Annotated in this window: 45 protein-coding genes, 1 tRNA gene and 1 pseudogene; 29 read left to right on the forward strand and 18 right to left on the reverse strand. The window is 58.1% G+C overall.

Annotated elements, in window-relative coordinates; translation table 11 throughout:
• Positions 1-33: 33 nt before the first annotated feature.
• The 18 genes from EAH75_RS01230 to EAH75_RS01315 all read right to left on the reverse strand — a co-directional run bounded on the left by EAH75_RS01230 (position 34) and on the right by EAH75_RS01315 (position 9,682).
• Positions 34-110, reverse strand: a tRNA-Arg gene (locus EAH75_RS01230).
• Entirely contained in the window at positions 88-1,095 is a 1,008-nt protein-coding gene (locus EAH75_RS19840) for a tyrosine-type recombinase/integrase (RefSeq protein WP_241668855.1), read from the reverse strand. Before EAH75_RS19840 ends, EAH75_RS01230 begins: the two co-directional genes overlap by 23 nt.
• A gap of 437 nt (positions 1,096-1,532) precedes the next feature.
• Entirely contained in the window at positions 1,533-1,886 is a 354-nt protein-coding gene (locus EAH75_RS01240; protein ID WP_140803785.1) for a hypothetical protein, read from the reverse strand.
• A 174-nt stretch (positions 1,887-2,060) separates the two neighbouring features.
• Positions 2,061-2,330: a hypothetical protein gene (locus tag EAH75_RS01245; RefSeq protein ID WP_140803787.1), complete on the reverse strand. Its 270-nt coding sequence runs from the start codon at positions 2,328-2,330 to the stop codon at positions 2,061-2,063.
• Positions 2,327-2,689: a hypothetical protein gene (locus EAH75_RS01250; protein ID WP_140803788.1), complete on the reverse strand. Its 363-nt coding sequence runs from the start codon at positions 2,687-2,689 to the stop codon at positions 2,327-2,329. The genes EAH75_RS01245 and EAH75_RS01250 overlap by 4 nt, the downstream gene beginning before the upstream one ends.
• A complete protein-coding gene (locus EAH75_RS01255) occupies positions 2,686-3,192 on the reverse strand; it encodes a hypothetical protein (protein WP_140803791.1) in 507 nt (168 codons plus the stop codon). The genes EAH75_RS01250 and EAH75_RS01255 overlap by 4 nt, the downstream gene beginning before the upstream one ends.
• An 11-nt stretch (positions 3,193-3,203) precedes the next feature.
• Positions 3,204-3,503, reverse strand: coding sequence for a hypothetical protein (locus EAH75_RS01260; protein WP_140803793.1), 300 nt, complete (start codon positions 3,501-3,503; stop codon positions 3,204-3,206).
• Complete coding sequence (locus tag EAH75_RS01265) at positions 3,500-4,108, reverse strand: lambda exonuclease family protein (RefSeq protein ID WP_140803795.1); 609 nt, start codon at positions 4,106-4,108, stop codon at positions 3,500-3,502. Before EAH75_RS01265 ends, EAH75_RS01260 begins: the two co-directional genes overlap by 4 nt.
• The gene (locus EAH75_RS01270) at positions 4,105-4,824 is read right to left on the reverse strand and encodes an ERF family protein (protein WP_206666182.1); all 720 of its coding nucleotides are present in this window, start codon (positions 4,822-4,824) and stop codon (positions 4,105-4,107) included. Before EAH75_RS01270 ends, EAH75_RS01265 begins: the two co-directional genes overlap by 4 nt.
• A 134-nt stretch (positions 4,825-4,958) precedes the next feature.
• The gene (locus EAH75_RS01275; RefSeq protein WP_140803797.1) at positions 4,959-5,201 is read right to left on the reverse strand and encodes a hypothetical protein; all 243 of its coding nucleotides are present in this window, start codon (positions 5,199-5,201) and stop codon (positions 4,959-4,961) included.
• A 196-nt stretch (positions 5,202-5,397) separates the two neighbouring features.
• Positions 5,398-5,847, reverse strand: a complete 450-nt coding sequence (locus EAH75_RS01280) for a hypothetical protein (RefSeq protein ID WP_140803799.1) — start codon at positions 5,845-5,847, stop codon at positions 5,398-5,400.
• Complete coding sequence (locus EAH75_RS01285; RefSeq protein ID WP_140803801.1) at positions 5,844-6,185, reverse strand: hypothetical protein; 342 nt, start codon at positions 6,183-6,185, stop codon at positions 5,844-5,846. The genes EAH75_RS01280 and EAH75_RS01285 overlap by 4 nt, the downstream gene beginning before the upstream one ends.
• Positions 6,182-6,709, reverse strand: coding sequence for an endonuclease VII domain-containing protein (locus tag EAH75_RS20105; protein WP_428993485.1), 528 nt, complete (start codon positions 6,707-6,709; stop codon positions 6,182-6,184). The genes EAH75_RS01285 and EAH75_RS20105 overlap by 4 nt, the downstream gene beginning before the upstream one ends.
• On the reverse strand, positions 6,624-7,283 hold the full coding sequence (locus tag EAH75_RS01295) for a pentapeptide repeat-containing protein (RefSeq protein ID WP_140803805.1): 660 nt from the start codon (positions 7,281-7,283) through the stop codon (positions 6,624-6,626). The genes EAH75_RS20105 and EAH75_RS01295 overlap by 86 nt, the downstream gene beginning before the upstream one ends.
• Positions 7,283-7,498 (reverse strand): hypothetical protein, encoded by a 216-nt coding sequence (locus EAH75_RS01300; protein WP_140803807.1) that lies wholly within the window; start codon positions 7,496-7,498, stop codon positions 7,283-7,285. Before EAH75_RS01300 ends, EAH75_RS01295 begins: the two co-directional genes overlap by 1 nt.
• Entirely contained in the window at positions 7,495-8,616 is a 1,122-nt protein-coding gene (locus EAH75_RS01305) for a DUF7666 domain-containing protein (protein WP_206666183.1), read from the reverse strand. The genes EAH75_RS01300 and EAH75_RS01305 overlap by 4 nt, the downstream gene beginning before the upstream one ends.
• Positions 8,613-8,825: a DUF4105 domain-containing protein gene (locus EAH75_RS01310; protein WP_140803809.1), complete on the reverse strand. Its 213-nt coding sequence runs from the start codon at positions 8,823-8,825 to the stop codon at positions 8,613-8,615. The genes EAH75_RS01305 and EAH75_RS01310 overlap by 4 nt, the downstream gene beginning before the upstream one ends.
• A gap of 323 nt (positions 8,826-9,148) precedes the next feature.
• A complete protein-coding gene (locus EAH75_RS01315) occupies positions 9,149-9,682 on the reverse strand; it encodes a helix-turn-helix domain-containing protein (protein ID WP_161596256.1) in 534 nt (177 codons plus the stop codon).
• 121 nt (positions 9,683-9,803) lie between these two features.
• Between EAH75_RS01315 and EAH75_RS01320 the strand changes: the two genes are divergently transcribed.
• From EAH75_RS01320 to EAH75_RS01435, 29 genes and pseudogenes are all read left to right on the forward strand, one after another.
• Positions 9,804-10,025, forward strand: a complete 222-nt coding sequence (locus tag EAH75_RS01320) for a transcriptional regulator (RefSeq protein WP_140803813.1) — start codon at positions 9,804-9,806, stop codon at positions 10,023-10,025.
• Between the two features lie 82 nt (positions 10,026-10,107).
• Positions 10,108-10,476, forward strand: coding sequence for a hypothetical protein (locus EAH75_RS01325; protein ID WP_140803814.1), 369 nt, complete (start codon positions 10,108-10,110; stop codon positions 10,474-10,476).
• Entirely contained in the window at positions 10,473-10,733 is a 261-nt protein-coding gene (locus tag EAH75_RS01330; protein WP_140803816.1) for an HNH endonuclease, read from the forward strand. Before EAH75_RS01325 ends, EAH75_RS01330 begins: the two co-directional genes overlap by 4 nt.
• 265 nt (positions 10,734-10,998) lie before the next feature.
• Positions 10,999-11,727 carry a hypothetical protein gene (locus EAH75_RS01335; RefSeq protein WP_140803818.1) on the forward strand — a complete coding sequence of 243 codons (729 nt, stop codon included), beginning with the start codon at positions 10,999-11,001 and terminating at the stop codon, positions 11,725-11,727.
• Positions 11,724-13,064: a replicative DNA helicase gene (locus EAH75_RS01340; protein WP_140803820.1), complete on the forward strand. Its 1,341-nt coding sequence runs from the start codon at positions 11,724-11,726 to the stop codon at positions 13,062-13,064. Before EAH75_RS01335 ends, EAH75_RS01340 begins: the two co-directional genes overlap by 4 nt.
• Positions 13,064-13,324, forward strand: a complete 261-nt coding sequence (locus tag EAH75_RS01345; RefSeq protein WP_140803822.1) for a hypothetical protein — start codon at positions 13,064-13,066, stop codon at positions 13,322-13,324. Before EAH75_RS01340 ends, EAH75_RS01345 begins: the two co-directional genes overlap by 1 nt.
• A gap of 184 nt (positions 13,325-13,508) precedes the next feature.
• Positions 13,509-13,982 (forward strand): recombination protein NinB, encoded by a 474-nt coding sequence (locus EAH75_RS01350; RefSeq protein WP_140803824.1) that lies wholly within the window; start codon positions 13,509-13,511, stop codon positions 13,980-13,982.
• Entirely contained in the window at positions 13,979-14,269 is a 291-nt protein-coding gene (locus EAH75_RS01355; RefSeq protein WP_140803826.1) for a hypothetical protein, read from the forward strand. The genes EAH75_RS01350 and EAH75_RS01355 overlap by 4 nt, the downstream gene beginning before the upstream one ends.
• Complete coding sequence (locus EAH75_RS01360) at positions 14,269-14,745, forward strand: hypothetical protein (RefSeq protein WP_140803828.1); 477 nt, start codon at positions 14,269-14,271, stop codon at positions 14,743-14,745. Before EAH75_RS01355 ends, EAH75_RS01360 begins: the two co-directional genes overlap by 1 nt.
• Positions 14,745-15,044 carry a hypothetical protein gene (locus EAH75_RS01365; protein WP_140803830.1) on the forward strand — a complete coding sequence of 100 codons (300 nt, stop codon included), beginning with the start codon at positions 14,745-14,747 and terminating at the stop codon, positions 15,042-15,044. The genes EAH75_RS01360 and EAH75_RS01365 overlap by 1 nt, the downstream gene beginning before the upstream one ends.
• Positions 15,044-15,331 (forward strand): hypothetical protein, encoded by a 288-nt coding sequence (locus tag EAH75_RS01370; protein WP_140803832.1) that lies wholly within the window; start codon positions 15,044-15,046, stop codon positions 15,329-15,331. The genes EAH75_RS01365 and EAH75_RS01370 overlap by 1 nt, the downstream gene beginning before the upstream one ends.
• A gap of 48 nt (positions 15,332-15,379) precedes the next feature.
• A complete protein-coding gene (locus EAH75_RS01375; protein ID WP_140803834.1) occupies positions 15,380-15,934 on the forward strand; it encodes a dATP/dGTP diphosphohydrolase domain-containing protein in 555 nt (184 codons plus the stop codon).
• A 172-nt stretch (positions 15,935-16,106) separates the two neighbouring features.
• Complete coding sequence (locus EAH75_RS01380; RefSeq protein ID WP_140804975.1) at positions 16,107-17,063, forward strand: metallophosphoesterase; 957 nt, start codon at positions 16,107-16,109, stop codon at positions 17,061-17,063.
• A complete protein-coding gene (locus tag EAH75_RS01385; RefSeq protein ID WP_140803836.1) occupies positions 17,060-17,644 on the forward strand; it encodes a hypothetical protein in 585 nt (194 codons plus the stop codon). Before EAH75_RS01380 ends, EAH75_RS01385 begins: the two co-directional genes overlap by 4 nt.
• 524 nt (positions 17,645-18,168) lie before the next feature.
• Complete coding sequence (locus EAH75_RS19565) at positions 18,169-18,312, forward strand: hypothetical protein (RefSeq protein ID WP_161596257.1); 144 nt, start codon at positions 18,169-18,171, stop codon at positions 18,310-18,312.
• The gene (locus EAH75_RS01390) at positions 18,309-18,563 is read left to right on the forward strand and encodes a hypothetical protein (protein ID WP_140803838.1); all 255 of its coding nucleotides are present in this window, start codon (positions 18,309-18,311) and stop codon (positions 18,561-18,563) included. The genes EAH75_RS19565 and EAH75_RS01390 overlap by 4 nt, the downstream gene beginning before the upstream one ends.
• A 40-nt stretch (positions 18,564-18,603) precedes the next feature.
• Complete coding sequence (locus EAH75_RS01395) at positions 18,604-18,819, forward strand: hypothetical protein (protein ID WP_140803840.1); 216 nt, start codon at positions 18,604-18,606, stop codon at positions 18,817-18,819.
• Positions 18,806-19,276, forward strand: a complete 471-nt coding sequence (locus EAH75_RS01400; RefSeq protein ID WP_140803842.1) for a lysozyme — start codon at positions 18,806-18,808, stop codon at positions 19,274-19,276. Before EAH75_RS01395 ends, EAH75_RS01400 begins: the two co-directional genes overlap by 14 nt.
• Before the next feature lie 188 nt (positions 19,277-19,464).
• Positions 19,465-20,043 carry a S1 family peptidase gene (locus EAH75_RS01405; protein ID WP_140803844.1) on the forward strand — a complete coding sequence of 193 codons (579 nt, stop codon included), beginning with the start codon at positions 19,465-19,467 and terminating at the stop codon, positions 20,041-20,043.
• Positions 20,040-20,504: a lysis system i-spanin subunit Rz gene (locus tag EAH75_RS01410; protein WP_140803846.1), complete on the forward strand. Its 465-nt coding sequence runs from the start codon at positions 20,040-20,042 to the stop codon at positions 20,502-20,504. The genes EAH75_RS01405 and EAH75_RS01410 overlap by 4 nt, the downstream gene beginning before the upstream one ends.
• A complete protein-coding gene (locus EAH75_RS20010) occupies positions 20,501-20,629 on the forward strand; it encodes a hypothetical protein (protein WP_277752524.1) in 129 nt (42 codons plus the stop codon). Before EAH75_RS01410 ends, EAH75_RS20010 begins: the two co-directional genes overlap by 4 nt.
• Positions 20,622-20,771 carry a hypothetical protein gene (locus EAH75_RS19570; RefSeq protein ID WP_161596258.1) on the forward strand — a complete coding sequence of 50 codons (150 nt, stop codon included), beginning with the start codon at positions 20,622-20,624 and terminating at the stop codon, positions 20,769-20,771. Before EAH75_RS20010 ends, EAH75_RS19570 begins: the two co-directional genes overlap by 8 nt.
• Positions 20,772-20,937: 166 nt before the next feature.
• The gene (locus tag EAH75_RS01415; RefSeq protein ID WP_140803848.1) at positions 20,938-21,144 is read left to right on the forward strand and encodes a hypothetical protein; all 207 of its coding nucleotides are present in this window, start codon (positions 20,938-20,940) and stop codon (positions 21,142-21,144) included.
• 150 nt (positions 21,145-21,294) lie between these two features.
• The gene (locus EAH75_RS01420; protein ID WP_140803850.1) at positions 21,295-21,543 is read left to right on the forward strand and encodes a hypothetical protein; all 249 of its coding nucleotides are present in this window, start codon (positions 21,295-21,297) and stop codon (positions 21,541-21,543) included.
• 59 nt (positions 21,544-21,602) lie between these two features.
• On the forward strand, positions 21,603-21,890 hold the full coding sequence (locus tag EAH75_RS19765; RefSeq protein WP_206666184.1) for a phage terminase large subunit: 288 nt from the start codon (positions 21,603-21,605) through the stop codon (positions 21,888-21,890).
• Between the two features lie 87 nt (positions 21,891-21,977).
• The gene (locus EAH75_RS19770; protein WP_206666185.1) at positions 21,978-22,199 is read left to right on the forward strand and encodes a hypothetical protein; all 222 of its coding nucleotides are present in this window, start codon (positions 21,978-21,980) and stop codon (positions 22,197-22,199) included.
• Between the two features lie 123 nt (positions 22,200-22,322).
• Positions 22,323-22,883, forward strand: a complete 561-nt coding sequence (locus EAH75_RS19775; protein ID WP_241668911.1) for a hypothetical protein — start codon at positions 22,323-22,325, stop codon at positions 22,881-22,883.
• Between the two features lie 365 nt (positions 22,884-23,248).
• Positions 23,249-24,325: pseudogene (locus EAH75_RS01430) on the forward strand (portal protein); the annotation flags it as partial.
• Between the two features lie 159 nt (positions 24,326-24,484).
• The gene (locus EAH75_RS01435; RefSeq protein ID WP_140803854.1) at positions 24,485-24,952 is read left to right on the forward strand and encodes a hypothetical protein; all 468 of its coding nucleotides are present in this window, start codon (positions 24,485-24,487) and stop codon (positions 24,950-24,952) included.
• The last annotated feature ends 8 nt before the right edge of the window (positions 24,953-24,960 follow it).

A 24,960-nucleotide genomic window follows, 5' to 3' on the forward strand; every position in this document is an offset into this window, starting at 1 on the left:
AGGCCGGCAAGGCCGGCCTTTGCACTTGAAAAGTGGTGCCCTCGAGACGATTCGAACGTCCGACCTGCCCCTTAGGAGGGGGCCGCTCTATCCAACTGAGCTACGAGGGCGCTTGGGTTTGCGGGTTTTACTGTGCCATTCGCTGTGCCATTCGGCAAGTTTTCCGACCGCTTCGACACCATGGCCTGGTGCATGACGGGCGTACTGTTCCGTCACCTTGATCGAGCTGTGCCCGGCAAGGCGCTGCACATCGTACAGGCTGACGCCCTGCTGGACGAGGGCAGTGCAGAAGGTATGCCGCGTCCAGTGAAGCGATCCCGGCAGCTTGAGTATGTCGCGATCCTGTGCGAACCAATCCCCAAGTGTGTCGGGATGGCACAGTGCCAGTCGATCAGCGCCCAACTTCTTGAGCGCCGTCAAAGCCTCGCTATTCAGCGGCACGGCTCGCCACTTCCCTGATTTCGTACGCCCCTCGGCGGTACTCTCTACGATGATCTGACCATCGCGTATGTCACCCCTGCGCGCCTTCGCCATTTCGGAACGCCGTAGTCCGGTGTTGACCATGAAGCGCCACAGCGGGCCGCGTTCGCAGCCGTAGAGGGCTTTAAGCTGGGGAAGGCGGTAATAGTCCGGAGCGCGGCTAATCGGCGGCTGTGTGGACTGCACACGGCTCATCGGGTTGACGCGGATGACGCCGGTACGCATGGCGCGGTTGAACGCCGCCTTAGCGAGCCTGACCGCCTTGTTGGCGCTTCCTCGTGCCTCGCGCCCAAGCTCCCACGTCTCGACTTTGCCGGGGTCAATGCCCTCGGCGGCATGGTTGCCGAACTTCAGCAAAAACGGCTTGAACGTATAGACGGCGCGCTTGAACGTGGTCGGCCGCGCGTGTTCGTACCACGCCATGTACTCGGCAAGGATCTGCGCGACGTTAGCGCCGCGCGTGGGCGTAATCAGCCCGTGCAGTTCTGCTTCTTTCTCGGCTTGTATGGCCTGAGCCGCTTGCTTGTCAATCTTCCCGAGACTGCGCCGGAATCGTTCGCCGCCGTCTGACCAGTCGAGGTAGTAGCAGGGGCCGCGCTTGTAGAGTTTCGCCATGTCCGGGCCGTGATTGCAGCATCCAGGGATTGCTGATGGTAGACCTTGCGACCGCCTGAGTCATTGGCCGGCAGGTGCATGTTGAGGAACGCGCGGACGGAACAGCGACAATACTTCGCTGCTTCCGGCACGGTTAGCCACGGCTCCGCAACGGCGGCTTGATTCTGGCTCACTCTGCCTTCTCCGGTGTGCTTGGCGGTGGCGGGAGTGGCTGCCATAGCGTAGGTTGCCGTCCGGGGTATCGACTTCCCATTTGCCCGAATGACCGCGACGGGTAGAAGTTCTGGAAATGCACATCAACGAATCCAGCATCTTCGCCCATGTAATCGACTCCATCCTCAACGGCCTCTTGCCAGAATCCGGCATGCGAGCACTCGTCGCCTTCGCGGCATATCAGTATCTGGCGATCCCTCGGCGCGCTATCAATTGGCAACCAGTCATTCATCGCCAGCTCCTTGCAGGTGGTGTTCAATGCGTTTTGCTACGGAAGATGACGACTCAATTGACCCGTAAGTGATGTTGTGCATCGCCATAAATCCGACGTTCGATAAGGTCTCTTGCAGCGCCTCACGCAGCAGCGCATTCGCCGCAGCGAGGCGGGATTCCATGATCTGCCATTCAGATAACGGGACGGCGCGGCCAAGAAGTCGCTCAATCTCCGCCTCCTGGCTCGTGATGTGGGCGCGAATTTCGGCAATCTGTTCGTGCACGATGTCTTCTTCGATGAACACGTCACGCAGCGATCGCGCAACATTCTTCACCGCATCCTGTACTACCTGGGGCAGGGTCATGGGGTTTGCTCCGTCAATACCAGAACTGCACCGAACGCAAAACTGGCCGCCATGAAAGTGTATAACGTGATGAATCCTGCATCCATGCTGCCCCATGAGGCGCCGGTAGCACTACCGACAACCGCACCCATTACGCATACGGCTACAAAGGCCGCAGCGGACAGCGCAATTCGCTTACCCATTCCCATTCTCCCCAATCGCGCCAGTGGTGGGTGACCTATTCCGCTCGCGCAGGATTTCGCAGGCTCGCTTTCTCATCCATGACGTTACGGGTGGTCTATTCCACTCATCCACCGCCCCGCCATCGCCCTCGGCGTCGAGCATCTGAAGGATCTCGGGAATAATCCGGAGGGCCTTTTCGCCAGCCGGTGCGTACTCGATCAGCGTATTAGCCGAGTTGCCAAGGCTAAGCACTTCGACGATACGTTCGCGAAGGGCGGTCATGGCTGGTATCCAAGTTGCGCAATCGCCGCTTCACGCGTTTCGCCGAACCCTGCATTGCTTTCCTGCAGGTTGATGAAATCAGGCAATACGGCGCACCACGCGCTACCATCCATGAATGTGCGTACGCGAGGCCCGCCATGTGCATGGCACGCTAGACCAGGCACATAGCCGTCGTACCTGCCATCAAGGCGATACGTTTGACCTGTTACACGGTTTATGGCGCGCTGGCTGAATTCCGGCTCCCCATACGCGGCGTTGTCGCAAAATCCGTTGGGGCATCCGCCAGACCACATCGGCACAGAGCATTTCCCTTCGCCGGATTCGTTCAATTCGCGGTGATGCTTGCTGATACTGCTCATCCCTCAATCCTCTTCGTGGTGGTCAGGCTGCAAATCAGCCCTAATTCGCAAAACTCTTCACGCATAAGCTTGCCAAGCTGACGCGCATAGTCATTTCCACTCTTGATTGCCGTAGTCATTTTGTGGCATCCCGCGTGGCACTCCTTGCAAAGAAACACCACGCCGAGAGGGTTCATATAATCAGCGTGATGCGCCTCTGGCTTGCAAGCTGTTCCGCAATACCAACAACCGTCCGGCCTAACCAGCGATCCATTTGCTATCGCCATATTTACGGCGATCCTGGCTTTATGCTCGTGAGTCCTTTCCTTATAGCGGCGGCGGTCATACGCGCGGACGCCATCATGCCGGCCCTTGCGAACATCCCTCTTAGTGCATTCCTTACACTTTCCTAACAAGTCATCAGCCATTTTCGGGTGCTGGTAGAACTCAGAGCGCATCTTCACGGCGCCACATTTAAAGCATGTCTTTGTGGATTCAGCGCAACTCGTTGCCGAGTCATTCATGGCGTGAATCCTCACTTAAAAGGTATGCTGTCATCATCAAATCCGTTATCCACTGGCGCCGCCTTCGACTCCTGGCGCTGTGCCGGGCGGTCTGACTGGCCTTCGCTGTTCGGCCTCCACGTATCCACGGCGCAATACCATTTCCCGTTCTGCGATACCTTCACGTCGAAATTGACCCAATCGCCATCCATACCCTGAAGCGTCGAAATCAAATCAGCGCGCTTGATCGAGCCTTTCGCCTTTACGTATTCCGGCGCTTTCTCGTTGGGAGCCTTGAAGTTCAGGCCGTTGATGAATTGAATGTCGCTCATGCTGCTTTCACTCCGAAACGTTCGATGTAGGTATCAAGCTCGCCGACGAAATCAGCGACGGCTTGGGAAAGGTTTTCGATGTACTTTTCGTCACGCTCGACGCGGACGCAGAAGAGTGGTAGTCGGGGCCAGTAGGAAACGAAATCCAGCCACTCACGGCCAGAAATCCAGAGCTGCCCCTGAACTTGGGCAACGTGTTCGCTAGGCAACTTGCCCTTGTCCAGCACGTCGAGTTGAAGGTGTGGAAGCTTGGTTTTGATTTCCAGCAGGCCGTTATCGCCTACAAGGCTGTCAGGACTCGCCCCGGCACGACCGCGACGCATGAAGCCGACAAGCTGCGGCTCCACGTCATGCGCGAAGGCGTACAGGCTCCGGGCGTCCGGCTCCATCGCATGCCCGCGCTCGGTATGCATGTTTCCGAAGCTCTCGACGCACTCGCCAGTGATGGCTTCACCAGCCAGTTTCAGCAGATAGGCGCGGCGCGTCTTTCCTTCGCCCTTCGCCAGAACAGCGGAGAAGTTTGAGGCTGTCGGGATGCCAAGACGTGCGGCGAACCATTCCGCCGTTCCCTGCTTGCAATCGAAGATTTCCGGCGCATCGATCACTTGGCGCGCTCCTTAGCCTTGAGCGTGACCATCACCGAATCGAACGACTTCGCCGGAATGTCGATTACCCTCTCTACCTTGAGCCACTTCAGGAACTTGGCCTTGTCGCTTCCGGTAGCTTCCAACATGTCGTTGATGAGTATTTCCTGTTCCTCGCTGATCGTTTCAACAGCAGCGCGGTAGGCGTCATCGTCCTCGCCGTGACTGGTGAGGTTCAGCAGCGCGCCAGCCGTGTACCGCTTTCCGTAGCTGACGCTTGACGCGACGGCCTGTACGGCGTTCTTGCTGCCACTGGAATCACTCGGGAGCGTGATGCTGGTTTCCTCTCGATGCCCCGCACGGTGCGACAGGACACCGGTGACCGTGATGCCATCCGCAAAGGACGTGCGGAACGTCAGTGCGAAACCGTGCTTCATCAGAACCGGTTTGATCGCCGCGTTAATGTCCTCCCATAGCGCGAAGGTATATCGCGTCTGACCCTGCACAACAGCCTTGCCGCGCTCGCCAATCGTCGGCAACTCGGGCTGCAAATCGGCCATGGCAGCATCGAACGACGCCTGTGCCTGCCGCTTGTCCTCGGCGACCTTCATCTGAACAAGACGCTCCATCTTGTCCATATCCACAGACGGATCACGCGCAGCACGCTCGATCATGGAAAGCATCGGCGAAACATCCCGCGCAATCACTTGCTGCTCAACTCGTGCGATGTTGCTCATTTCAATCCCTGCCGGAATCCCGGCGTTGTTGAGTTAGTTTGCCAAACCCTTAACCACCACGCCGAACATCCACACGAACAGGTCTGCGCATAGGACGATGGCGGCTACTTTTGCGAGGGTGAGGAGGGTGGAATTCACCGCGGTGCGTCGATTGACCAGCCATTTACTTGAATGGCGCCCTTGTAAAATCCGGCTTCAATATCAAGGTATTTCCTCGGTATCTCGCTCTTCTCGCCAAACTTATGAAGCGCGTCGAATACGTCGCTGAGTGCATCGTTTGGCTCAGAGTTGCGGCCAGCAGTGCAGCCAATTAGTGATAGCACCGCCTTAAATTCCGTCTCTGTCAGGCCAATCTCACATACGATTTTCTGGCTCATCCTTCCATCCTCAAAAGTTCGCCACCCACGCCAGTATCAGCAGGCGAGGGTTCCTGTCTGACATGGGCGGCGTTGGGAAAATTGCGCTGTGCATACGCATGGCGCGGGTAGTGGTGGGCTGCGATGGCTAGTGACAACTCGGCGCGTAGCTGGGCGTCGGTCAGCGTGTGGGGATTGGCTAGGGTGTGGCGGGCGGTCATGACTTGGACTCGCGGGCCACGGCAAGCTCCGGGCGGACTGGCTCAGGGATCGGCCCGTAATTGAAGCCATAGGCGCTCCAATGCTCGCCGTCAATTACGTCCTCGTAGCCCTTGACGCGACTCACGCGCCATGTGTCCGGATCATCGAGAGGGACGCTTCTGATGCCCATGACGAAATACACCGGAGCATCTTCCTTGCGCACAAATGAGCCATCTGAATAGCTCGTCCATTCATCACTGACGACAGCGGTCAACCCATCCGGCAGGTAGCTAGCCGCACCCTCGTCGCCTTCGCGCACCGCATAGGTGATTACAATGTCACCTGTGCGCAACGGCTTTCCATGCATGTCATGAAATCCTGTGGCTATTCCGCACACGCCCTCCAGGCACTTGCCGGAGAACACTGCAAGCTCAAGCGGCCCACCATCCTTAATCTGCTCGCTCACAAGTCACCCCTTTCAAGTGATTCGTGTTCAGCCTCATCGCCAGCAGTCGCCGCGATATACTGCAGCGCCGCCTCTCGGATTATTTGGGCCAATTCCAGATCGTCAGATCCGTCGCGAAGTAGAGTCAGCAGCCGAACCGCGCCGTGGTGAACCGGCTTACGGTTGCGATACCAGCCGACCGTGATTGCCACGTCGCTTAGTGCATCGCTGAGGTATTCCAGGTCCTGCCAGTAATCGGCGGTTAGCTGCTCAGTGCGGGACTCAATAGCAGCCTCTCGCATCGAGTCATCTGGCGGAAGCCTGTTGTCGTAGTTCAGTTGTGCGCGGGCTAGGTTCATACGTAGTCCTCAGCCTCAATGTGGTTAGCAAGGCGGCGTAGTGTTTCCGCACTGTCCCGCAACCTACCTAGGCTAACGTTGCAGTCATCACATAAGAGCCCGCGCACCTTTCCTGTTGTATGGCAGTGGTCAACACACTCCTTGTGCTCAGAAAGTTCACGTAGGCACCCTGGGCACTTGCCGTTTTGGCTTGCCCGCATAGCAGACGCGTCCTCCGGCGTAACGCCGTACTTATTGATTCGCTGCCAATCCCTGAAATATGTTGGATTTGCGGCCTTGTATGCAGCGTTTTTTGCTCGAACATAATCAGGTCTTGCTTTATGCCAAGCTCTGGCACAGGTCCTGCAATTTGGTTGAAGACCAGATTTTGCCCGCTTATGCGGGTAAAACTCAGTCACCGGCAAATCTTTCTTGCAGGATGTGCACATTTTAGTTGCTTCAGACATAGTCTTCAGCTTCCAATTTGGTGATAAAGAAATGCACGCCGTTGCTGCATTCCTTCGTCCAGTCGGTATCGAATGCATCGGGGAGGATGCGTGCACCGACGACGTACTCCGTTTTGCCGTCATGGGTGGAAATGCCCTTGTCGCCGTTGAACACTTCCAGAACATCGGCATATTCGGCACGGCACTTGCGACCGAAAGCGTGGAAGCGTTTTGCGTCCTCGGGAATGCGCAGCTTCACGATCACGCCGTGCCTGCATTTCTTCCAGCCGATCAGGTCTCCGTCAGGAAGGATTCGCGTTCTCGCAATAGCGTGTTCTGCTTTTTTGGCACCGCTCAGGTTGGCAYCGCKCAGGTTGGCACCGCTCAGGTTGGCATCGCGCAGGTTGGCACCGCTCAGGTTGGCATCGCGCAGGTTGGCACCGCTCAGGTTGGCATCGCGCAGGTTGGCACCGCTCAGGTTGGCAYCGCGCAGGTCGGCACCGCTCAGGTTGGCACCGCGCAGGTCGGCACCGCTCAGGTTGGCACCGCTATCGCGAGCCGCCCTTACTGCAAAACCGAGCTGGAAGCTATACGACTTGTCGGCAACTTCAGCGCTCAGTTCGCAGGTGTACTGGACCGCGCCGGACCAGCGATTACAAATCTCGAATTTCATCACAGCAACCACATCAGTCGTGCAGCAAGGAGGAATGAGCCGATTGCGAACATCGCGACGATCCACGGTGTTTCGTGCGACTCAGGGACGGGCTTCGGTGCCGGCGGGAACTTGACAATATCCAGCCGCTTCGCGTGGCTGCGGAACTCGCTGCGTGCCGTGCGAGGGCTGCGCAGGTCTTGGATCTTCTGGTAGCGGAAGGTGTGAGTTTTCATGAAACCACCACCGGATTTCCGCCTTTGAGCGAATACCATGTGTCAGCTTTGATGCCATCACGCCCAGCGATACCAGCCCATACGGCGACGATCTTTCGATTTGAATCACGTTCGACCAAGAACAGGGCGCAGCCGTCGATGCCACGCACCTTGCCGGAGTCGCCCGATGCGGTTGCAGCACCGCAGTTGCCCGATGCGGTTGCAGCACCGCAGTTGCCCGATGCGGTTGCAGCACCGCAGTAGCCCGATGCGGTTGCAGCACCGCAGTTGCCCGATGCGGTTGCAGCACCGGAGTCGCCCGATGCGGTTGCAGCACCGCAGTTGCCCGATGCGGTTGCAGCACCGTAGTAGCCCGATGCGGTTGCAGCGCCGGAGTTGCCCGATGCGGTTGCAGCGCCGGAGTAGCCCGATGCGGTTGCAGCGCCGGAGTTGCCCGATGCGGTTGCAGCACCGGAGTCGCCCGATGCGGTTGCAGCACCGTAGTTGCCCGATGCGGTTGCAGCACCGCAGTAGCCCGATGCGGTTGCAGCACCGCAGTTGCCCGATGCGGTTGCAGCACCGCAGTCGCCCGATGCGGTTGCAGCACCGTAGTAGCCCGATGCGGTTGCAGCACCGGAGTCGCCCGATGCGGTTGCAGCACCGTAGTTGCCCGATGCGGTTGCAGCACCGTAGTTGCCCGATGCGGTTGCAGCACCGCAGTAGCCCGATGCGGTTGCAGCGGAATTCTTGGCGGTGGTGGTCGAACCCTTAACCGGCTTTGCGCGGCTCGTCGTGTATTCGATAGCTGCCTTGATCAGTCCGGCAAGATTGATTTCCGCGCTGACCTTGATCTTTGAGCTAGCAATCTTCGTATCGTCGCCGTGACGCGATAGTTCGCCTGACTGCTCTACGACGGCAAAGCGCGATGTTCCCGGCTTGTAATAACGCAGGACATGTAGCGGATACTCGCAGGCGTGGAAGCCGGAGTTACAAGCGCCGACCTTCCCATCGTAGATGTATGTCTCACCGATGGCGTACTGGAAGTCGCGGCACTTTAGGTCTTTGTCGAAACCCTTGTACGCCATGACGACCGGAGCCTTGTTGGCTTTTGGCTTGACTACCTTCTTGACGGCGCTCACTTCTCACCCCGTGCCGCTTCGTCAACCTTGTCAGCGCCCTCGATCAGATTGGCGGCAATAGCGCGCATCTGTTCTGGCGTGAGGTGAAGATCGTGGAACCACACGTCGTCGCTCTGGCCGAGTACGCCGCCCTTTGCATTGGCGCGGACCTCGACGAATACAGTGGCGCGGATCTGGATGGGGTGGGACTTCCAGGTGTAATTCGTCATCTCGTTCTCCTTCGCCGGTTTGGTGGCGTGGGAGAAGTATTAGCCGTGCTAGTGAAGAATGCAATAGCCGAACTAGTAGAAAAGCGAAACGATAGAGTTCAGTAATTAGCGCAGCGCAACAAAAGGCCCGCAGAAGCGGGCCTAGGGTTCCTCGTGCTGTGTTTACCGTGTCAGGTTCGGCGTTGCCTTACCGCCGACCCTCCATGGCCTTTGCATCTATCTGCATCTCGACCGGATCTGGTCTAGTCCCTATCCATAGAGGTTTCCGTTCTGTGAGCTGGTTGGCACTCTGAACCAGCTGCAGCCTAGGCCTTACCGTGAACTCACTTCCCCACTTTTCGGCCAATAGTGCCTTTAGCCGGCACTTCTTTCCCTCGTCCATAACTAGTCGCCCCCTGCGGCGATATCCAGTGAACTTGCTTGCTGAGCTTTACAAACTCGCTAAGCGTCTGACCCTCAGGGAGTTGGTCATACGTGGTCATTGCCTCGTAAAACCGCTCTGGCTCCGCTTCTATGTCGTAAACGCGCCCTTCGTCCTTGTACATCTCTTGGACAACTTCGAATGTCTCCACGATTTTAAGAATCGTAGAGGTGTCCAGTCGCAGGGCTAGAGACTCTTCAGACGTTCCAACGGATGCACTAACTGGGCCAACTATTTCCCTGTAATCAACGCTGATCAGCGCCGGATCGTCAATTCCAAGGGCGTTCGCCAAGGCGCGGGCACGCTTCGCCGTGACTGCTGACCGGCCATCTACCCAATGCGAAACCATGCCCTGAGAAACCCCTAGTTGCTCGCCAAGGCTGTCCTGAGTCATGCCTGGAATGGCATCAAGCCGCGATTTTATCAGGGCGGCCATGCGCATCTCTTCTGGGGTTAGTTCTCGTTTCTTGTTCATACAAGTAAGGCTAGTGATCGTCATCGGAAGAAACCACTAACAGGGCTTGTATTGCAAAACTACCTGAGCTAGTATAGGGGCCATGAAGACAGAAGCCATCAATACAGCGGTCAAGGTGGCAGGTGGTCAAACCGCCCTGGCTGCTCGCATCGGAGTCTCCCAAGGACTTGTCTGGCAGTGGACGCGCGGGCAGGCCATCGCAACCAAACACTTCGCCGCTATCGAACGCGAAACGGGCGTTACGGCACACCAGCTGCTGGCCGACGAACTGGCGAAGATTGCCGCGAAATCCGTTCCTTCCTAACTGCATCACGTTCCCCCAAAGGCATGTCGTTTGACGTGCCTTCTTTTTCACCTGAATCCAACCGTCAACACAAGGCCACACCATGCAAAGCGAATTATCACTAATCGGTGCCATCAAGTCGCCAGAGCGCATCCCCGCTCACTTGGTGTCGTTGTGTCGGTCATCCGGTGAAGCCGTCTTGCTCGCGATTCGCTACGGCAAGAAGTCGCAGCGGCAGGTGGCTGGCATGGTAGGGATTGAGCCATCGCAACTTGCCCGCGTGATCTGCGGCAACGCGCACATGCCGACTGACAAGGCTCGCTCCTTTGCCTATGCCTGCGGTAACTGGGGCTGGCAGCAGTGGGTGGCCTTCGACTGCGGCATGGACATGGTTCCGCGTGCGGAGTCGCTGGAAGAGAAGCTGGCTCGCCTTGAATCGGAGAACGCCGATCTGCGGAGTGCCGCCGCATGAGCATGAGTCCGGGCCAGCGCCGCACGCTACGCGCAAAAATCTTCAACGGTCGGCCATTCGTCGAATGCCACTACTGCGGCACGCGCCTGACTGATTCAGACATAACCCTTGATCACCTTCATCCCAAAGCCAAGGGCGGCGGAAACGGTATTAGCAACATGCTTCCCGCCTGCCGCGCATGCAACCGCATGAAGGGCGACATGGACTATCGGGACTTCATCGCGCAGTGCCAGTACGTAGCACGGAGCGCCGCATGAACCCCTTAATTTCGTACTTCCGCAAGCCAGCTTTTCATATCGCCCACCCTAAGCACAACACGCCAGCCGTGAATGTGACGGGTACGGGGAGTGAACTGTTCCACGCCGCCGCAGAACGCGTTGCAAGCGCCGTCTGTGAGCGCGCCATAGCAGCGCATGACCACGAGGCTGCGAGGCACGCCTGGGCACGCCTGACGCGGCTGATTGCTACCCGTAGCCCCGACACGATCCGGCGCATGGAAGCGCGAATGGGGGTGGGGCGGTAATGGCTGGCGACTGGATCAAGATGCGCATTGACCTGCAATCGCATCCGAAAGTTGTCCGCATTTTGTCCGCAACGCATACGGACAAATTTCGTGTTGTCGGCGGACTGCATGCGGTGTGGAGTGTGTTCGACACACATTCCGAGGACGGTGAATTGAGGGGCTATACGCCGGAAGCACTTGATCACATCATCGGCTGGGACGGCTTTGCTAGGGCGATGGAATCAGTCGGCTGGCTTCTGTTTGATGGCCTTGAAACCCTTACGTTGCCTGAGTTTACGGAGCATAACGGGCAGTCTGCAAAGCGGCGCGCAGAGGATCAGAAACGTAAGAAAAACACTCGCAACTCTGTCCGCATTCTGTCCGCAGATGATGAAGACAAAAAGCAGACTAGAGAAGAGAAGAGTAGAGAAGAGAAGAAAGAGCAAAAGACTACGCCCAAGGGCGTCGATCTTCTTCCTGGCATCTCCGAACGAATCGTTGCTGACTTCCTCGCGATTCGAAAGGCCAAAAAGCAGCCACTCACGGAAACCGCCGTAACCGGGATTAAGCGCGAGGCTGAGAAGGCCGGAATGTCGCTTGAGCAAGCGCTTACCGAAAGCTGCGAGCGCGGCTGGGCGTCGTTCAAGGCGGCGTGGCTGACGAATGGAGCGCACACCCCCGGTACTCCAACCAAAAAACGTAAGTTACTCGGCGAAGGATCATCCACAAATTACGGTGACCCAGCATGAACGCAGTCGTCCGCATATCCGAGGCGCGCAGCATGGGCCTTCGTGTTCCTCCGCATAGCATCGACGCGGAACAGGCCGTTCTCGGCGGGCTGATGCTGGCGCCGGACAAGATCGAGACGCTAGCCGACAAGCTGTCGGAACAGGACTTTTACCGGAAAGACCATCGGATGATCTGGCGGGCCGTGCTTGAGCTTACGGGGCGCGGTCAGCCATGCGACGCCGTGACGCTTGGTGACTGGTTTGACAACAACGGTCTCAGTGAACTGATTGGCGGCGGGTCGTACTGCATCGAGCTGTCCAACAACACGCCTAGCGCGGCCAACATTGCGGCCTACGCGCAGATTATCCGCGAGAAGTCTGTGTTGCGTTTGGTGATCGACCAAGCGACGCAATTGGTCGAATCCGCCTACGGGAATGAGTCAAGCGGCGTTGAGCTGGTTGATCGCGGCATCACGCAACTGATGGCCCTGCAGAAGGTAGAGGCGCGGTCGGAGTTCACGCTACGCCAAGCCATGACGATGGCGTTTGCCGAGGCTGAGCGCGCTAAGGCGTTGGGCGGAAGGATTCCCGGCATTGCATCGGGCCTGATTGATCTGGATCGAATCCTTGGCGGTTGGCACGACTCCGACCTGATCGTGATTGGCGCTCGCCCGGCACAAGGTAAGACAGCTGCGTTGCTGAACTTCTCCACGTCCTGTTCCTTGCCATCAGGAATCATTTCCGCCGAACAACCCGCGCAGCAGATCGGCGCCCGCGTCATGTCGATCAAATCCCATGTACCTGCCGAGCGTATGAGGAACGGGCGATTTGAATCTCACGACCTACGAAAGCTGGAAGGTGCTGTCGGCGAGTTGTGCGATCGAACCTGCCTAATCTATGACCGCAGCTCACCCACGATTGCCGATGTTTCGCGCATGGCCCGCAAGTGGAAGCAGCAGAACGGCATCCGCGTCCTGTTCGTGGACTACATCCAACGCATTGAGGCATCTCAGACCCGTTCTAGCGCCAACAAGGCCGAGAAGGTAGGCGAGGTAGTGCGCGGCCTGAAGAACCTCGCCCGTGATCTGGAAATACCCGTAGTGGCTCTGGCGCAGGTTGGCCGGCAAGCCGAAGGCCGCCAGCCGGGCATGGGCGACCTTTCCGATTCCAGCGAAATCGAGAAAGAGGCTGACCAGATCCTAACCCTGTTCCGTCCCGGCACGGCAGACGAGAACGCAGACGACAGCATTGCCGAAATCGACGTTTGCAAAAACAGGCACGGCCCTACCGGCCTCGTCAAATGCACATGGCTGAAAGAAACCATGCGCTTCGTGAATCTCCCAGGGGAGAACGTGTAATGGCTGACGTAGTGGAAATGATCCGCGCCAACGTGCGCAGGGATGAAGTCAAGCGCGAACAGATCCGCATCGACTTCCCCAACTGCACGGCAATCATCGACCAGTTCCGCGCCGTGTTTGGTGACGGCGTGAAGGCCAAATACTTCGAAGAGGGCGGAAAGACGATGGGCAAGCCACAACCTTTCGACGGAACGGATATCGACAAGCTGATCCGCCTGGACGAGATGGACGCCAAGCGGCACGGGAGGGTGGGACGATGAACATTAATCACGAAGCGTTGGAGCGTCTCGCCCGCGAAATCTGCGACTCGCGCAACGGGGCAGGGCATTACGACAAGTCGGGGACGCATAGGAACCACTGGCGAGTCAAGGCGTCGGAAATGATGGCGCTGGCCGTGGCTATGCCGGCGTATCGCGGACTCGCTCAGGCATGTGGGTGGCAGCTATGAGCGCACAAGCCTCCCGCGCCGAATACCCGCCACGCACCGTCTATCTGCGCACCAAGATTCAGCGCGAGACGGCTATTTCGATGATCAACAACGCGCCGCTCGATGACGATAGCCCGCTTGAACTGGTTCTGCGCGAAAAGCAGAAGTCGCGCAAGCTTGACCAGAATTCTTTGATGTGGGCTGGCCCGCTGCGCGATATCGAGGAACAGGGCTATCTCGACGGGCGGACGTATAGCGCCGAGGTGTGGCACGAATACTTCAAGCGCCAGTATTTGCCGGAAGAGTACGACCCGCAGCTTTGCCGTGAAGGCTACCGCAAGTGGGACATTTTGCCGGATGGATCGCGCGAGCTGATCGGTTCCACGACGCAACTCACCGTGCGCGGCATGGCGGCTTACATGACACAGGTCGAGGCGTTCGGCGCAAGCCTTGGCGTGATGTTCCATGTGCGCGAGAGGAGGGCGGCATGAGCAGCACCGCCGCCGACCGAAAGTGGTTCCAGGCCGTGGCCTCGCTCGAAACGTGCAGCCTGTGCGGCAAGTGGGGCGTCCAGGTAGCCCATTCCAACATCGACCGAGGCATGAGTCAGAAGTCAGCATGTCACATGACTGCTGCGTTGTGCCCCGAGTGCCATCACGAAATAGATAACGGGCACCTCCTAGACCGCGCCGAGCGCCGCGCACAGATGGACCGCGCCATTGTCCTAACCCATAGCCGACTGATCGACGCCGGCCAACTTGTGCTGAAGGTGAAGTAATGATCCAGATCAAAGAAACCGGACCGTACCGCGCAGCCCATGAAATCGCGGGAGTGATGATCGCACAGGGTGGCGAGTGGATCGTCAACGCGATTGACGACGAGGGCTACATCATGGCGCGGGTCGGTTCGCGTTACGCCGACATGTTGCAGCGTTCTGGATCGCCGTCACTGGTTGGGCCGTTCAACGCTAAGTGGAAACTGTCATTCATCGCTGGTGATTTGCGTGATGCTCAGCGGCTTGGCGGAGTAGTGGATACGCAGGCACCCGCCGATCAAGCAACCACGGTGAAGATGGCAAAGGTTCTACGCGATGGGCCGATGACGGTTGTCGCGGCGGCAAACATCCTTGGCCTGCATCAACGTACCGCGCTGACTGTTATCACGGGCCTCGTAAGGCGCGGCATGGCTAGGCGGACGGGCAAGGCGGTAACGGGGCGATCTGGCCGGAATCCTTGCTTGTATGAGGCTGCGTGATGATCCACCACCGCCGACGCGTGGACGAAAATCAAAAGTCGATTGTCGCGGCCCTGAAAGCCATCGGCGCATGCGTGCTTGACCTGTCCGGCTCGGGTGGCGGCGTGATGGATCTGCTTGTGATCTTCCGGGGCCGTGTGTGGATGATCGAGATTAAGAACCCAGCAAAGCCCAAGGCTGACCAGTCGCTGACGCCCGCACAGATTCGCGTGCATGCGGAGATAGGCAGGGCGGGCGGTGAGGTTCACATCATTCGGGAAATTGACGAAGCCATTGCACTGATAACCAAGGGGTTGTGATGAACGAGAACAAGTTCAACATTCGTAAGCTTGCGCGGTGGCGTGAACAGTCCGAGGCGATGTTCAGGTCAATGGGGCTTCGTGAATCGCAATATGCCGATGACTTGGGCCGGCTTGCAGATCTAGGCACGGACAAGATTATCGCCAAGGCTTCGCAGTTTCTGTTCGACTTCAACGAGCATGGTGCGGAAGCGATGCGCGAGCGGTACGAATGCAAAAGCCTGACGACGCCGTATAACCACCGGACATTTGCGCTTGGGTTAATTTCCAAAAAAGTTACAGGGTAATTGGACAAATAAGGGTTTCAATGTCTCAACCAAAAGAGGGTTGAGGCAATGCACGCACACACTCCGCCATTCACGCTTCCCGATGATGCTGCATCACGCAAGACAGTACCGATCGCATCCGGCCTGATCGACTATTTCCCGGATGCGTTGATAGCTGTAGCAGGCTTGTCGTTCATTGCCAACGCGCAGCACAACCCCGGTCAACACTTGCACTGGGATCGATCGAAGTCCACCGACCACGACGATTGCCTTATGCGGCACTTCATGGCGCGCGGGACCATAGACACCGATAAGGTTCGCCATCGCACGAAGGTTGCATGGCGTGCATTGGCTGCGCTGCAGGAAGAGATCGAGCGTGATTACACCGCGCCGTCATGGACTGACTCTATCCCCGCCGAATCCGCCTACCTCGCCAGCTTCAGCCCGAATGGTTCGCGCATTGCCACGGCTGCGGAAATCGACGCCATGCGCGACTTGCTGAGCGCTGAAGAGTTGAAGGGCTTCGGCATCGGCGATGTTGACCATGTAGCCGCAAAGGCTTCATGTGTAGCCGATCCGAGACACCCGTTGCACCACATGACGCTGCCGGGGCGTGAGCTATGAACTTGGCAGCCTCTTTCATCGTATTCGTGTCTGTCATTCTTTTTTGTCTTGTGCTTCGTGGAACGTGGGCACTCGCCGATCTGTTTGATAGACGGTTTGGCGGTAGTGCTGGACTTATTCCGTGGGCAGTAATTTTCTCCGTTTGGGCCGCATTTTTCGCCGGGTTGTGCAAATGATCGCCCCCAAGTCCACCGCCCTCACCATGCTCGCCAACGGAACCAGCCAGCGCGAAGTAAGCCGAGTCACCGGCATATCGCGCAAGACGCTCTATCGATGGGCTGAGACGTTTCCCAAGCCGGATACGGCGCCGCGTCGTCACTTTGTTTTGCCGGACACTCAATGCAAGCCCGGCGAGCCGCTGGATAACCTGCGCTGGATCGGCAAGGCCATTCGCGAATATAAGCCTGACGTGGTTGTGCACATCGGCGATCACTGGGACTTTCCAAGCCTGTCCACGTACTCCGCTCCCGAGTCCGGCGCCATGGAAGGGCTACGCTACGAGGATGATCTAAAGGCTGGCAATGACGGCCTGAGCATCCTGCACAAGGCAATGGGCGCGTGGAATGGCAGGAAAGTCCTGCTGCGTGGCAACCACGAGAACCGCCTGACGCGCTACCTCGACCGCAATCCGAAACTGTCCGGCGCGATGGGCTTTCACCAGTTCAATGATCGTTCGCTTGGGTGGGAAGTGGTGGACTACCACTGCGGATCACCGGGGCAGATCACGATTGATGGAGTGATCTATGCCCACTACTTTTCGGCGGTCAACACCGGCCGCGCGATCGGCGGCACCGCGAACAACAAGCTAAACCACGTCGGCACGTCGTTTGTGCAGGGGCATGTACAGGGCTACGAGGTTGGAACGAAACAGTACGCCACTGGCGTAGTCCGCAAGGGCATCGTGGCTGGCTCTGCCTACCTGCACGACGAGGACTACAAGGGCATGGCTAACAGCCACTGGCGCGGCGTGGTGGTGCTTAACGAAGTGCGCGACGGCACGTTCTGCGAGATGCCGCTAACGCTGGACTACCTCTGCCGCAAGTACGAGGGCATGAGCGTCGCCCGATACCTTCGCGAGCATTACGAGAACGCCGAGCATCGGTTTAGCTTGGCGAGGGCCGCCACATGACCGCCTTCACTGCTGCTGAAATCGTCGCCATGCTCAAGACCGTACACGAGCAGCGCGAGGACCCTGACGCCGACCAGCGTACTGCTGCGTACTGGTGGGGCCACTCTGACGCAAGCGTTGCGTGGTGGCTTTCGACGTGCCGCATGGTTGGATCGCATCCAGTCGCGCAATCACTGTATCTGGCAAACGTTGCCGAAGACATGAGCCAGCGCCGAGCCATCAAGGATTGGGCTTACGAGGTAGCTGCCAAGTTTGCCAGCGGCAAAGGCGTCGGCCCACGTCGCCGCAACCTTGTCGAGAGCTACCGGACAGACTGGGGCCATCAAGCAGCGCGTGACGGCGTGTTCATGGCCCTTTGGGGCGATCTTGAGGATGTGCCGGGCATCACGTCACGTTGCGAGCGGTTCGGCTGTGGCAAGCAGGCGTATCAGCGGGTGAGGGATGAGGTGTGCAGTCAGGCGAAAGACCTGATTGCGGGATTCCGCGCCGACATGGAGCAGTGCCGAACCGGACAGTTCAATCGCTGGTTCACGCAGCGGTGGGAGGATGCGACCGGGCGCACTTGGCCGCAACGAATCTAAGTGGGACGGCAATACCTGACGCATTGGTATGCTGTTTCTAAGGATAGTAAATCCACAAATTTTGCCGCCCGGCCTCTACCGAAATCTCCCGAAGCCTCGCAAGGCCGGCAAGCTCGAACGGGCGGCGATTCATTTTCGACGGCAGTCACGACGATAGCGCGGACTGAAAAGGTGCGCTCACAGGCCTCCGTTCCGTTGATTCACCTTTGGGGAATGCACGTACACACGATCACGGTTAGCTGCCGTGGTGACCTCCGGAGTCCGCTGAGCCGACGTTAAGGTCGAAACCGGACGTGCATAAGGGCTAGCGCGGCCCGTCTCCCCAAATCATATTGCGGCAGTGCGAGAGGGGAACCTGAAATGGTTCATCCTGATTGGCGGATTGGCACGACTCACTCTTTCCGTTAGATGAAACTGATCTACCGCAGACCGCCGAGAGGCAGTCAACGCCGCCGTGGGGCGCTATCCCGGACTGAATTCAGCACCGTTATACGTACCCGCATCCGTTTCTAGGATAACCAGCCATGACCGACGAACCCAGCATTGCCGAGGTCGATTCTGAGCAGTCACTGGCGCGCATCTTCGGCAGCTATGCCGATTACGTGAAGTCCTTACCCGAAAGGAAGTGGACGCACGGCGATGGTGGCTGGACGAGTGAGCCGCGATGACCGATGAGCCCGAGGACGAAGCAATCGACCTTGGTGATATCGAGGTTGAGCTTGACGGCGATTCCGAATACGTCGAGTGCGAGAAGGGCCAGATCATCTTCCCGCATGGCTGTGCTTGGTACGCCGACGCGCACGGCTTCAACGCCCTGTTCGTGGAGTACAAGACTGGCGCCATCACGGGTGAGGACAACTCGACCGGCCTGATGCGCTCGCCAAGCCGTAAGCCCGGTCAAGTGACGGCCATCAAGTAACCCAACCGGCCCGCATTGGCGGCCATAGACAGGAACGCCAATGCAGATCCCGCAAGACGTACAGACAGAGTTGGCGAAAGCCTCACCATCCATTGGGGCCGCAGCCTTGACCATTTTTGGCGTGTCCCTTCCTGACGTTGTGCAGATTGCCGCGCTTGTCTACACCATGGGCCTGATCGCGCAGCAGATTTACCGACTGTCGCGATGGCTGAAGCACCGTCACGACGACGAATACCCGCCCGATGCCAGCTGCTAAAGGTAAGTCCGGCATTGCGCTGGGTGCCTTGCTGATGGTTGCCGCTCCCCTGATTATCCATTACGAGGGCAACGTCCCGCATACCTACGCCGACGTGAATGGCGTGGCGACCGTCTGTGCTGGCGAGACTGGCCCTGACGTGAAGTGGGGCATGAAGCTCACGATGGAGCAATGCCTTGCGCGCCTGGACAAGCGCCTAGCCATCGAATGGGGCAAGTTCGAGCCGTGTATTCATCGGCCGATCACGATCAATCAAGCCGCTGCGCTGGCGAGCTGGGAATGGAACGTGGGCGTCACTGCCGCGTGTCACTCATCGCTGGTGCGCAAGCTCAATGAAGGCCAGCCGCCCGCTGTCTGGTGTGGCGATCTGTTGCGATGGACGTATAGCGGCGGACGGAAGCTCAAGGGATTGGTAGCACGCAGGCAGGGCGAGTACGCGCTGTGTGTGCAGCCATGACCAACTGGTTTCTACACTCCAAATTCAAACTGGCCTGTGCCGCATTCCTTGCGGGGCTGGGTCTGCTTATCGCCCACATACTCACATCTGAGCAATGGGTGAGCTTCACCACATGGACGCTGGGCCTTTACTTCGGGTCGAGCGTTGCCGATTCCGCCGTAGCCAAGAAACCCACGGATAGCTGACCCATGCGCATCCTCGCCGCCCTACTGTGTGTGGGGCTGTCGGGTTGTATCAGCCCTATGGCGCGGGTGCATAAGGCAACCGTACTGCTGACGATAGATAACGGTACATGCAGCGGAACGATTATCGGGCCTCATGCCATCCTGACGGCAGAACACTGCCTGACCAGGACTAAGACTCTCGCCGTCGATAGTGTTCCCGTTGAAGTGCTGAGCGTTGTTCTGGATCACCGCGACCACGCCATTGTTCGCGTTCTGACCACATATAAGCACTGGGTGGAGGTAAAGCCCGAGGTATATCAGGGCGAAGAGATTTTCAATCTCGGCAATCCCGGCAATCTGCGCGACATGTACCGGCATGGGTACGTATCGGGCTATGCAGTCATCGCCGGACAGATGCTCTACATCCTCGACTACAACGGCTATTTTGGTGATAGCGGCAGCGGTATTTTCAGCATGGACGGCAAGCTAGTCGCCGTTACCTCAGTGCTTGATCTGCAGCTCAGCCCGAACGGATTCATAAAGGTCATGGGCGCCTTCCCGCTGATGTTCACCAAGACGCAGTTGGACGAGGTGACGCGATGACCCGACTGTATGCCTATGGGGCTGCACTGATCCTGATACTTTACGGTTTTTGGTACTACGGCCACACGCGTTACGAGGCGGGTAAGGCCAAGGGCGACGCCAACGTTGCCGCCATCGTGGCGCGTGACGCCAACGAACTTATCGAGCAGAAGGCTGTTGCTGCCGCTATAGAGAAGCGCCAGGAAGCTGTAACCGCTGCCGCCGAACGCCAGATGATGCAGGACAACGCCAATGCCGTACAAAAGTACAAAGACACTATTGCTGCTTTGCGTGCTGGCACTGTCAGGCTGCGCCACCAGTGGACATGTCCGGGTGTACCCGCAGCCGCAGCCAGTGCCGGCAAGCCTGATGCAGACACCGCATTACGAGAGCAAGGCGCGGCAGATCTTATTCGACTCGCCGCAGACGCTGACGCCCAAATCAGGGCACTCCAAGCCGTATTGATGGGTGAGCGGAAATGACCCTACTGCACATCCTCGGCGCGCTGATCTTCATTGCTGGATGGATCGCACTGGGTGCGCTGATCTGGACGCGTGAGAGCGAAGAGCCGGTTAAGCCGCCCACTGTGCCGAAGTCTCATGACTGACGACGAACTGACCGATCAGGCGGCGGCTGACCTCATCCGCTGCTACGTGAAGCAGAACGTCATGGCAATGCTGATCCGGGCCGCGCTGCTTAGGGCTGCGGCTAAGTCGCTGGACGACCCGGCTAGCAAGTTACTCCATTGAGTGGTAATCGCCATGACCGCTAGAGCAGTCACCGCAAAGGAGTTGCGCTTAGCTGCCTTGGACATGCTGAGAAAATGCTGTCCGGCATTAGGCATAGACATTACCGAGTCCGACATTCAGGCGATAGACCGCGCCTTCCCGCTTAAAGACGAAGAGATGAATACCAATGACTGACGAAGTAGAACAGGTTGTACCAGCAGTTGAGGCCGAAGCGGTTGTTGAGCAAGCCCCCGCTGTAGCTGAGCCAGTGTCACCCGCAGTAAGTGCGGCAACCTCGCATGTCTATGGGCTTATTGAGCATCTCAAGTCTGAGTTTCTGGTGCTTGAGGAAAAGTTCAACAAGGCCATTGCGGATCTGCGCTCGCACCTGTGAATGATTTGATGCGGGCTAGCACAAGTGGTAGTGCAGGCGGCTCTAACCCGTCGTATGTAGGTTCGAATCCTACGCTCGCCGCCACCTTCCGTGGACTGCGCTAGAAGTACCCGTAGTCTACAGTATCATCGCAAACTGAGACGCTGTGTCATGGCAAAGGGAACTAAAACGGGCGGCGGTTCGCGCAAAGGCGTTCCGAACAAGATCACAGCGGACGTGAAGGCGATGATCCTTGGCGCGCTTGATAAGGCGGGTGGTGAAAACTATCTCGTCGCCCGCTCAAAGGATCAGCCCGTTGCGTTCATGGGCTTGGTTGGCAAGGTCTTGCCGCTGCAGCTCACGGGAGAAGGTGGCGGCGCGATCATCATTCAGGCGACTAGCCACGACGAGGCACTGTGAAGTTCACCGCACGCCAGCAACTTGCCTAGGCTGTCCTTGCGGGTGACGCCACGCACATCATGCTGTTCGGTGGCTCGCGCAGTGGCAAGACGTTCCTGTTGGTGCGCAATGTCGTATTCCGTGCGCTCAAGGCTCCTAAGTCGCGACACGCCATCTTCCGTTTCCGCTTCAACCACGTGAAGTCGTCCATCGTCCAGGATACGTTCCCGAAGGTGATGGACTTAGCGTTCCCCGGCGTGAAGTGGAACCTCAACAAGACGGATTGGTACGTGGAGTTCCCGAACGGCTCGCAGATCTGGTTTGCGGGTCTGGATGATAAGGAGCGAACCGAAAAGATTCTCGGCTAGGAATACGCCACGATCTATCTCAATGAGGCTAGCCAGATTCCTTATGGCAGCGTAGGCATTGCGATTACTCGACTAGCCCAGCGTGTCATGCAGGTCATCAAGGATGGTGCTGGTGGGTTCCTCAAGCCGCGCATGTACTACGACTGCAACCCGCCGAGCAAGGCGCACTGGTCATATCAGCTATTCGTGATGAAGCGCGATCCGGAGACGAAACAGAACCTTGCCAATCCGGCCGACTACGCCTATTTCCAGCTGAACCCGCAGGACAACGCGGACAACCTGTCTGATGGCTACCTTGAGACGCTGTAGGGGCTAAGCGCACGCCTTCGCAAACGATTCCTGCTGGGAGAATTCGCCGATGCAACACCCAACGCGCTGTTCACTGACGAGGTCATCGACAAGTGGCGCGTACAGGATGGCATCGTGCCCGACATGGTCCGCGTCGTGGTTGGAGTCGATCCATCAGGTTCTGGTGATGCCGACAACGCCGATAATGACGCCATTGGAATCTCTGTTGGTGGCATTGGTACCGATGGAAATGCCTACTTGCTCGCCGATTACACCGTCAAAGCGGGACCTGCTACTTGGGGCAAGATCGCCACAGACGCTTTTGACCGCCACGCCGCAGATCTCGTGGTAGGCGAAATCAACTACGGCGGCGCAATGGTGCAGCATGTGATCCAGACCGCGCGGCCACGGACGCCTTACAAGCAGGTCACAGCAACACGCGGCAAGGCAGTGCGGGCCGAGCCGTTTTCGGCACTGTACGAACAAGGCAAGGTGCGCCATGTCGGCGTCTTCCATGACCTTGAGGACGAACTGACAGCCTTCTCCACCTCGGGATTCACGGGCGAGAACTCGCCTAACCGCGCTGATGCGTGGATATGGGTGCTGACTGAACTGTTCCCCGGCCTGACGCGCGCCCCGAAGCAAACCATGAAGCCTAAGCTGCACCTGAATGCTCCGGTCGTTGACGGCGCGTGGATGAATTGATGAAGCCTGAAGATATCGTTAGCGAGGCCAAGAAGCGCTTCAAGCGTTGCCAGGACTGGGAGTCGTCTGCGCGCTAGTCGTGGGAGGACGATTACAAGTTCGCCAATGCCGATGCTGATAACGGCTTCCAGTGGCCGAACGAGATTCGCAAAGCGCGGGCTATCGACAACCGTCCCGCGCTGACGATCAACAAGACGCGTCAACACAACCTGCAGATCATCAACGACTGTAGGCAGAACAAGGCCAGCGTCAAGGTCAGCCCGACAGGTGGCGGCGCTTCCAAGGAAGCCGCCGAGATATTCGAAGGCATCGTTCGCCACATCGAATACATCTCGAACGCCTAGAGTGTCTATGACACGGCCAACACGTTCCAGATCGAGGCTGGCATTGGCTACTGGCGCGTTGTCACGGACTACCCGAACGAACGCACCTTCGATCAGGAAATCTATCTCCGTCGCGTCAAAGATCCACTGACGATCTACCTTGATCCGGATATCACGGAGGTTGATGGCTCCGATGCGCGCTTTGCCTTCGTGTACGAGGATCGTCCGCGCGAGCTGTTCGAAAAGGAGTACCCGAAGTACAAGGACTCTGCTCCGCATGGCACGCTGGGCGAGTCTGGCGACGGTTGGAGCGATAAGGACACAGTACGCGTTGCCGAGTATTACCGCCGCAAGGAGAAGAAAGACAAGCTGATTGCCACGGAATCAGGCGTAGTCAAGGCGAGTAACCTACCGCCTGAGATTCGCGCCGAGATGCTGGCCGATCCGAACGCCAAGGTTCGCGACATTATCGAGCAGGAGATTGAGTGGTTCCTGATCGTCGGTGATGAGATTGCGGACAAGAACATCTGGCCCGGCAAATACATCCCGATTGTCCGAGTCATTGGCGAAGAGACCGTCATTGACGGCAAGTTGGATCGCAAGGGCCATACGCGGGCACTGAAAGACCCGCAGCGTACCTACAACTACTGGACTAGCGCAGCGGTCGAGTTCGTCGCGCTGCAGTCCAAGACACCTTATATCGCGCCCGTGGAGGCTATCTCGGGGCTAGAGGTGTACTGGGAGTCGGCGAACCGCGACAACCTTGCGCTGTTGCCCTACAACGGGCTTGACGATCAGGGCAAGGCGATCCCTCCGCCGTCGCGTCAAGCGCCGCCCACGTTCGCCCCAGCCTATCTGCAAGGCTTGCAGGTTTCCGGCGAGGAACTGCAAGCTGTCAGCGGTCAGTACGAAGCGCAGTTCGGCGAGAAGTCCAACGAAAAGACGGGTATTGCGATTCAGGCACGCCAGCGCAAGGGCGACAACGCGACCTATCACTACATTGACCATCAGGCCATCGCGATCCGGTTTACGGGACGCATTCTGATCGACCTGATCCCGAAGATCTACGACACCAAGCGCGTTCTGCGGATTGTGGAAGAGAACGGAGACCAGCAGTAGATTCAGCTTGACCCATCCGCACAACAGGCTTACTAGGCCCAGCAGCAGCAACAGGGCAGTCAGATTGCGGCCATCTTCAACCCGTCAGTCGGCGAGTATGACGTTATCTCCGAAGTCGGGCCGGCCTTCGCGACAAAGCGTGAGGAAGCGTTCAACGCCTTGACGCTGATTGCCACGCAGTCACCGGAAATCATGCAGATTGCGGGCGACCTGATCATGAAGGCCGCTGACTTCCCGATGGCGGAAGAGTTGGCCGAACGCCTCAAGAATATGGTCCCCCCGCAGGCTTTGGGTGGTCCGTCGCCGCAAGTCATGGAGATGCAGCAGAAGTTAGGCGCCATGGGTAAGGCGCTGGAATCCATGACGCAGAACCTTGCCGATGAGAAGAGCAAGCGCACCAGCGTCGAGCAGCAGAAGGCGATCGACGTGTACAAGGCCGAAACGGATCGCGCTGCCGTGTTGAAGGATATCGACCCCGCCATCTTTGCGCCCATGGTTCACAAGCTGGTCCTTGAGGCCATGCAGCAGGACATGGGCAATGTGATCGGGGCAAGTAATGACATTTTGAATCAGGGCGCTGACGACGCTCAAGAACCCACCGGTGGGCAACCGGGCACTAGCCAATAAAGAGCCGA

This window comes from Rhodanobacter glycinis, assembly GCF_006438785.1.
GTDB classification, from domain to species: Bacteria; Pseudomonadota; Gammaproteobacteria; order Xanthomonadales; family Rhodanobacteraceae; genus Rhodanobacter; species Rhodanobacter glycinis_A.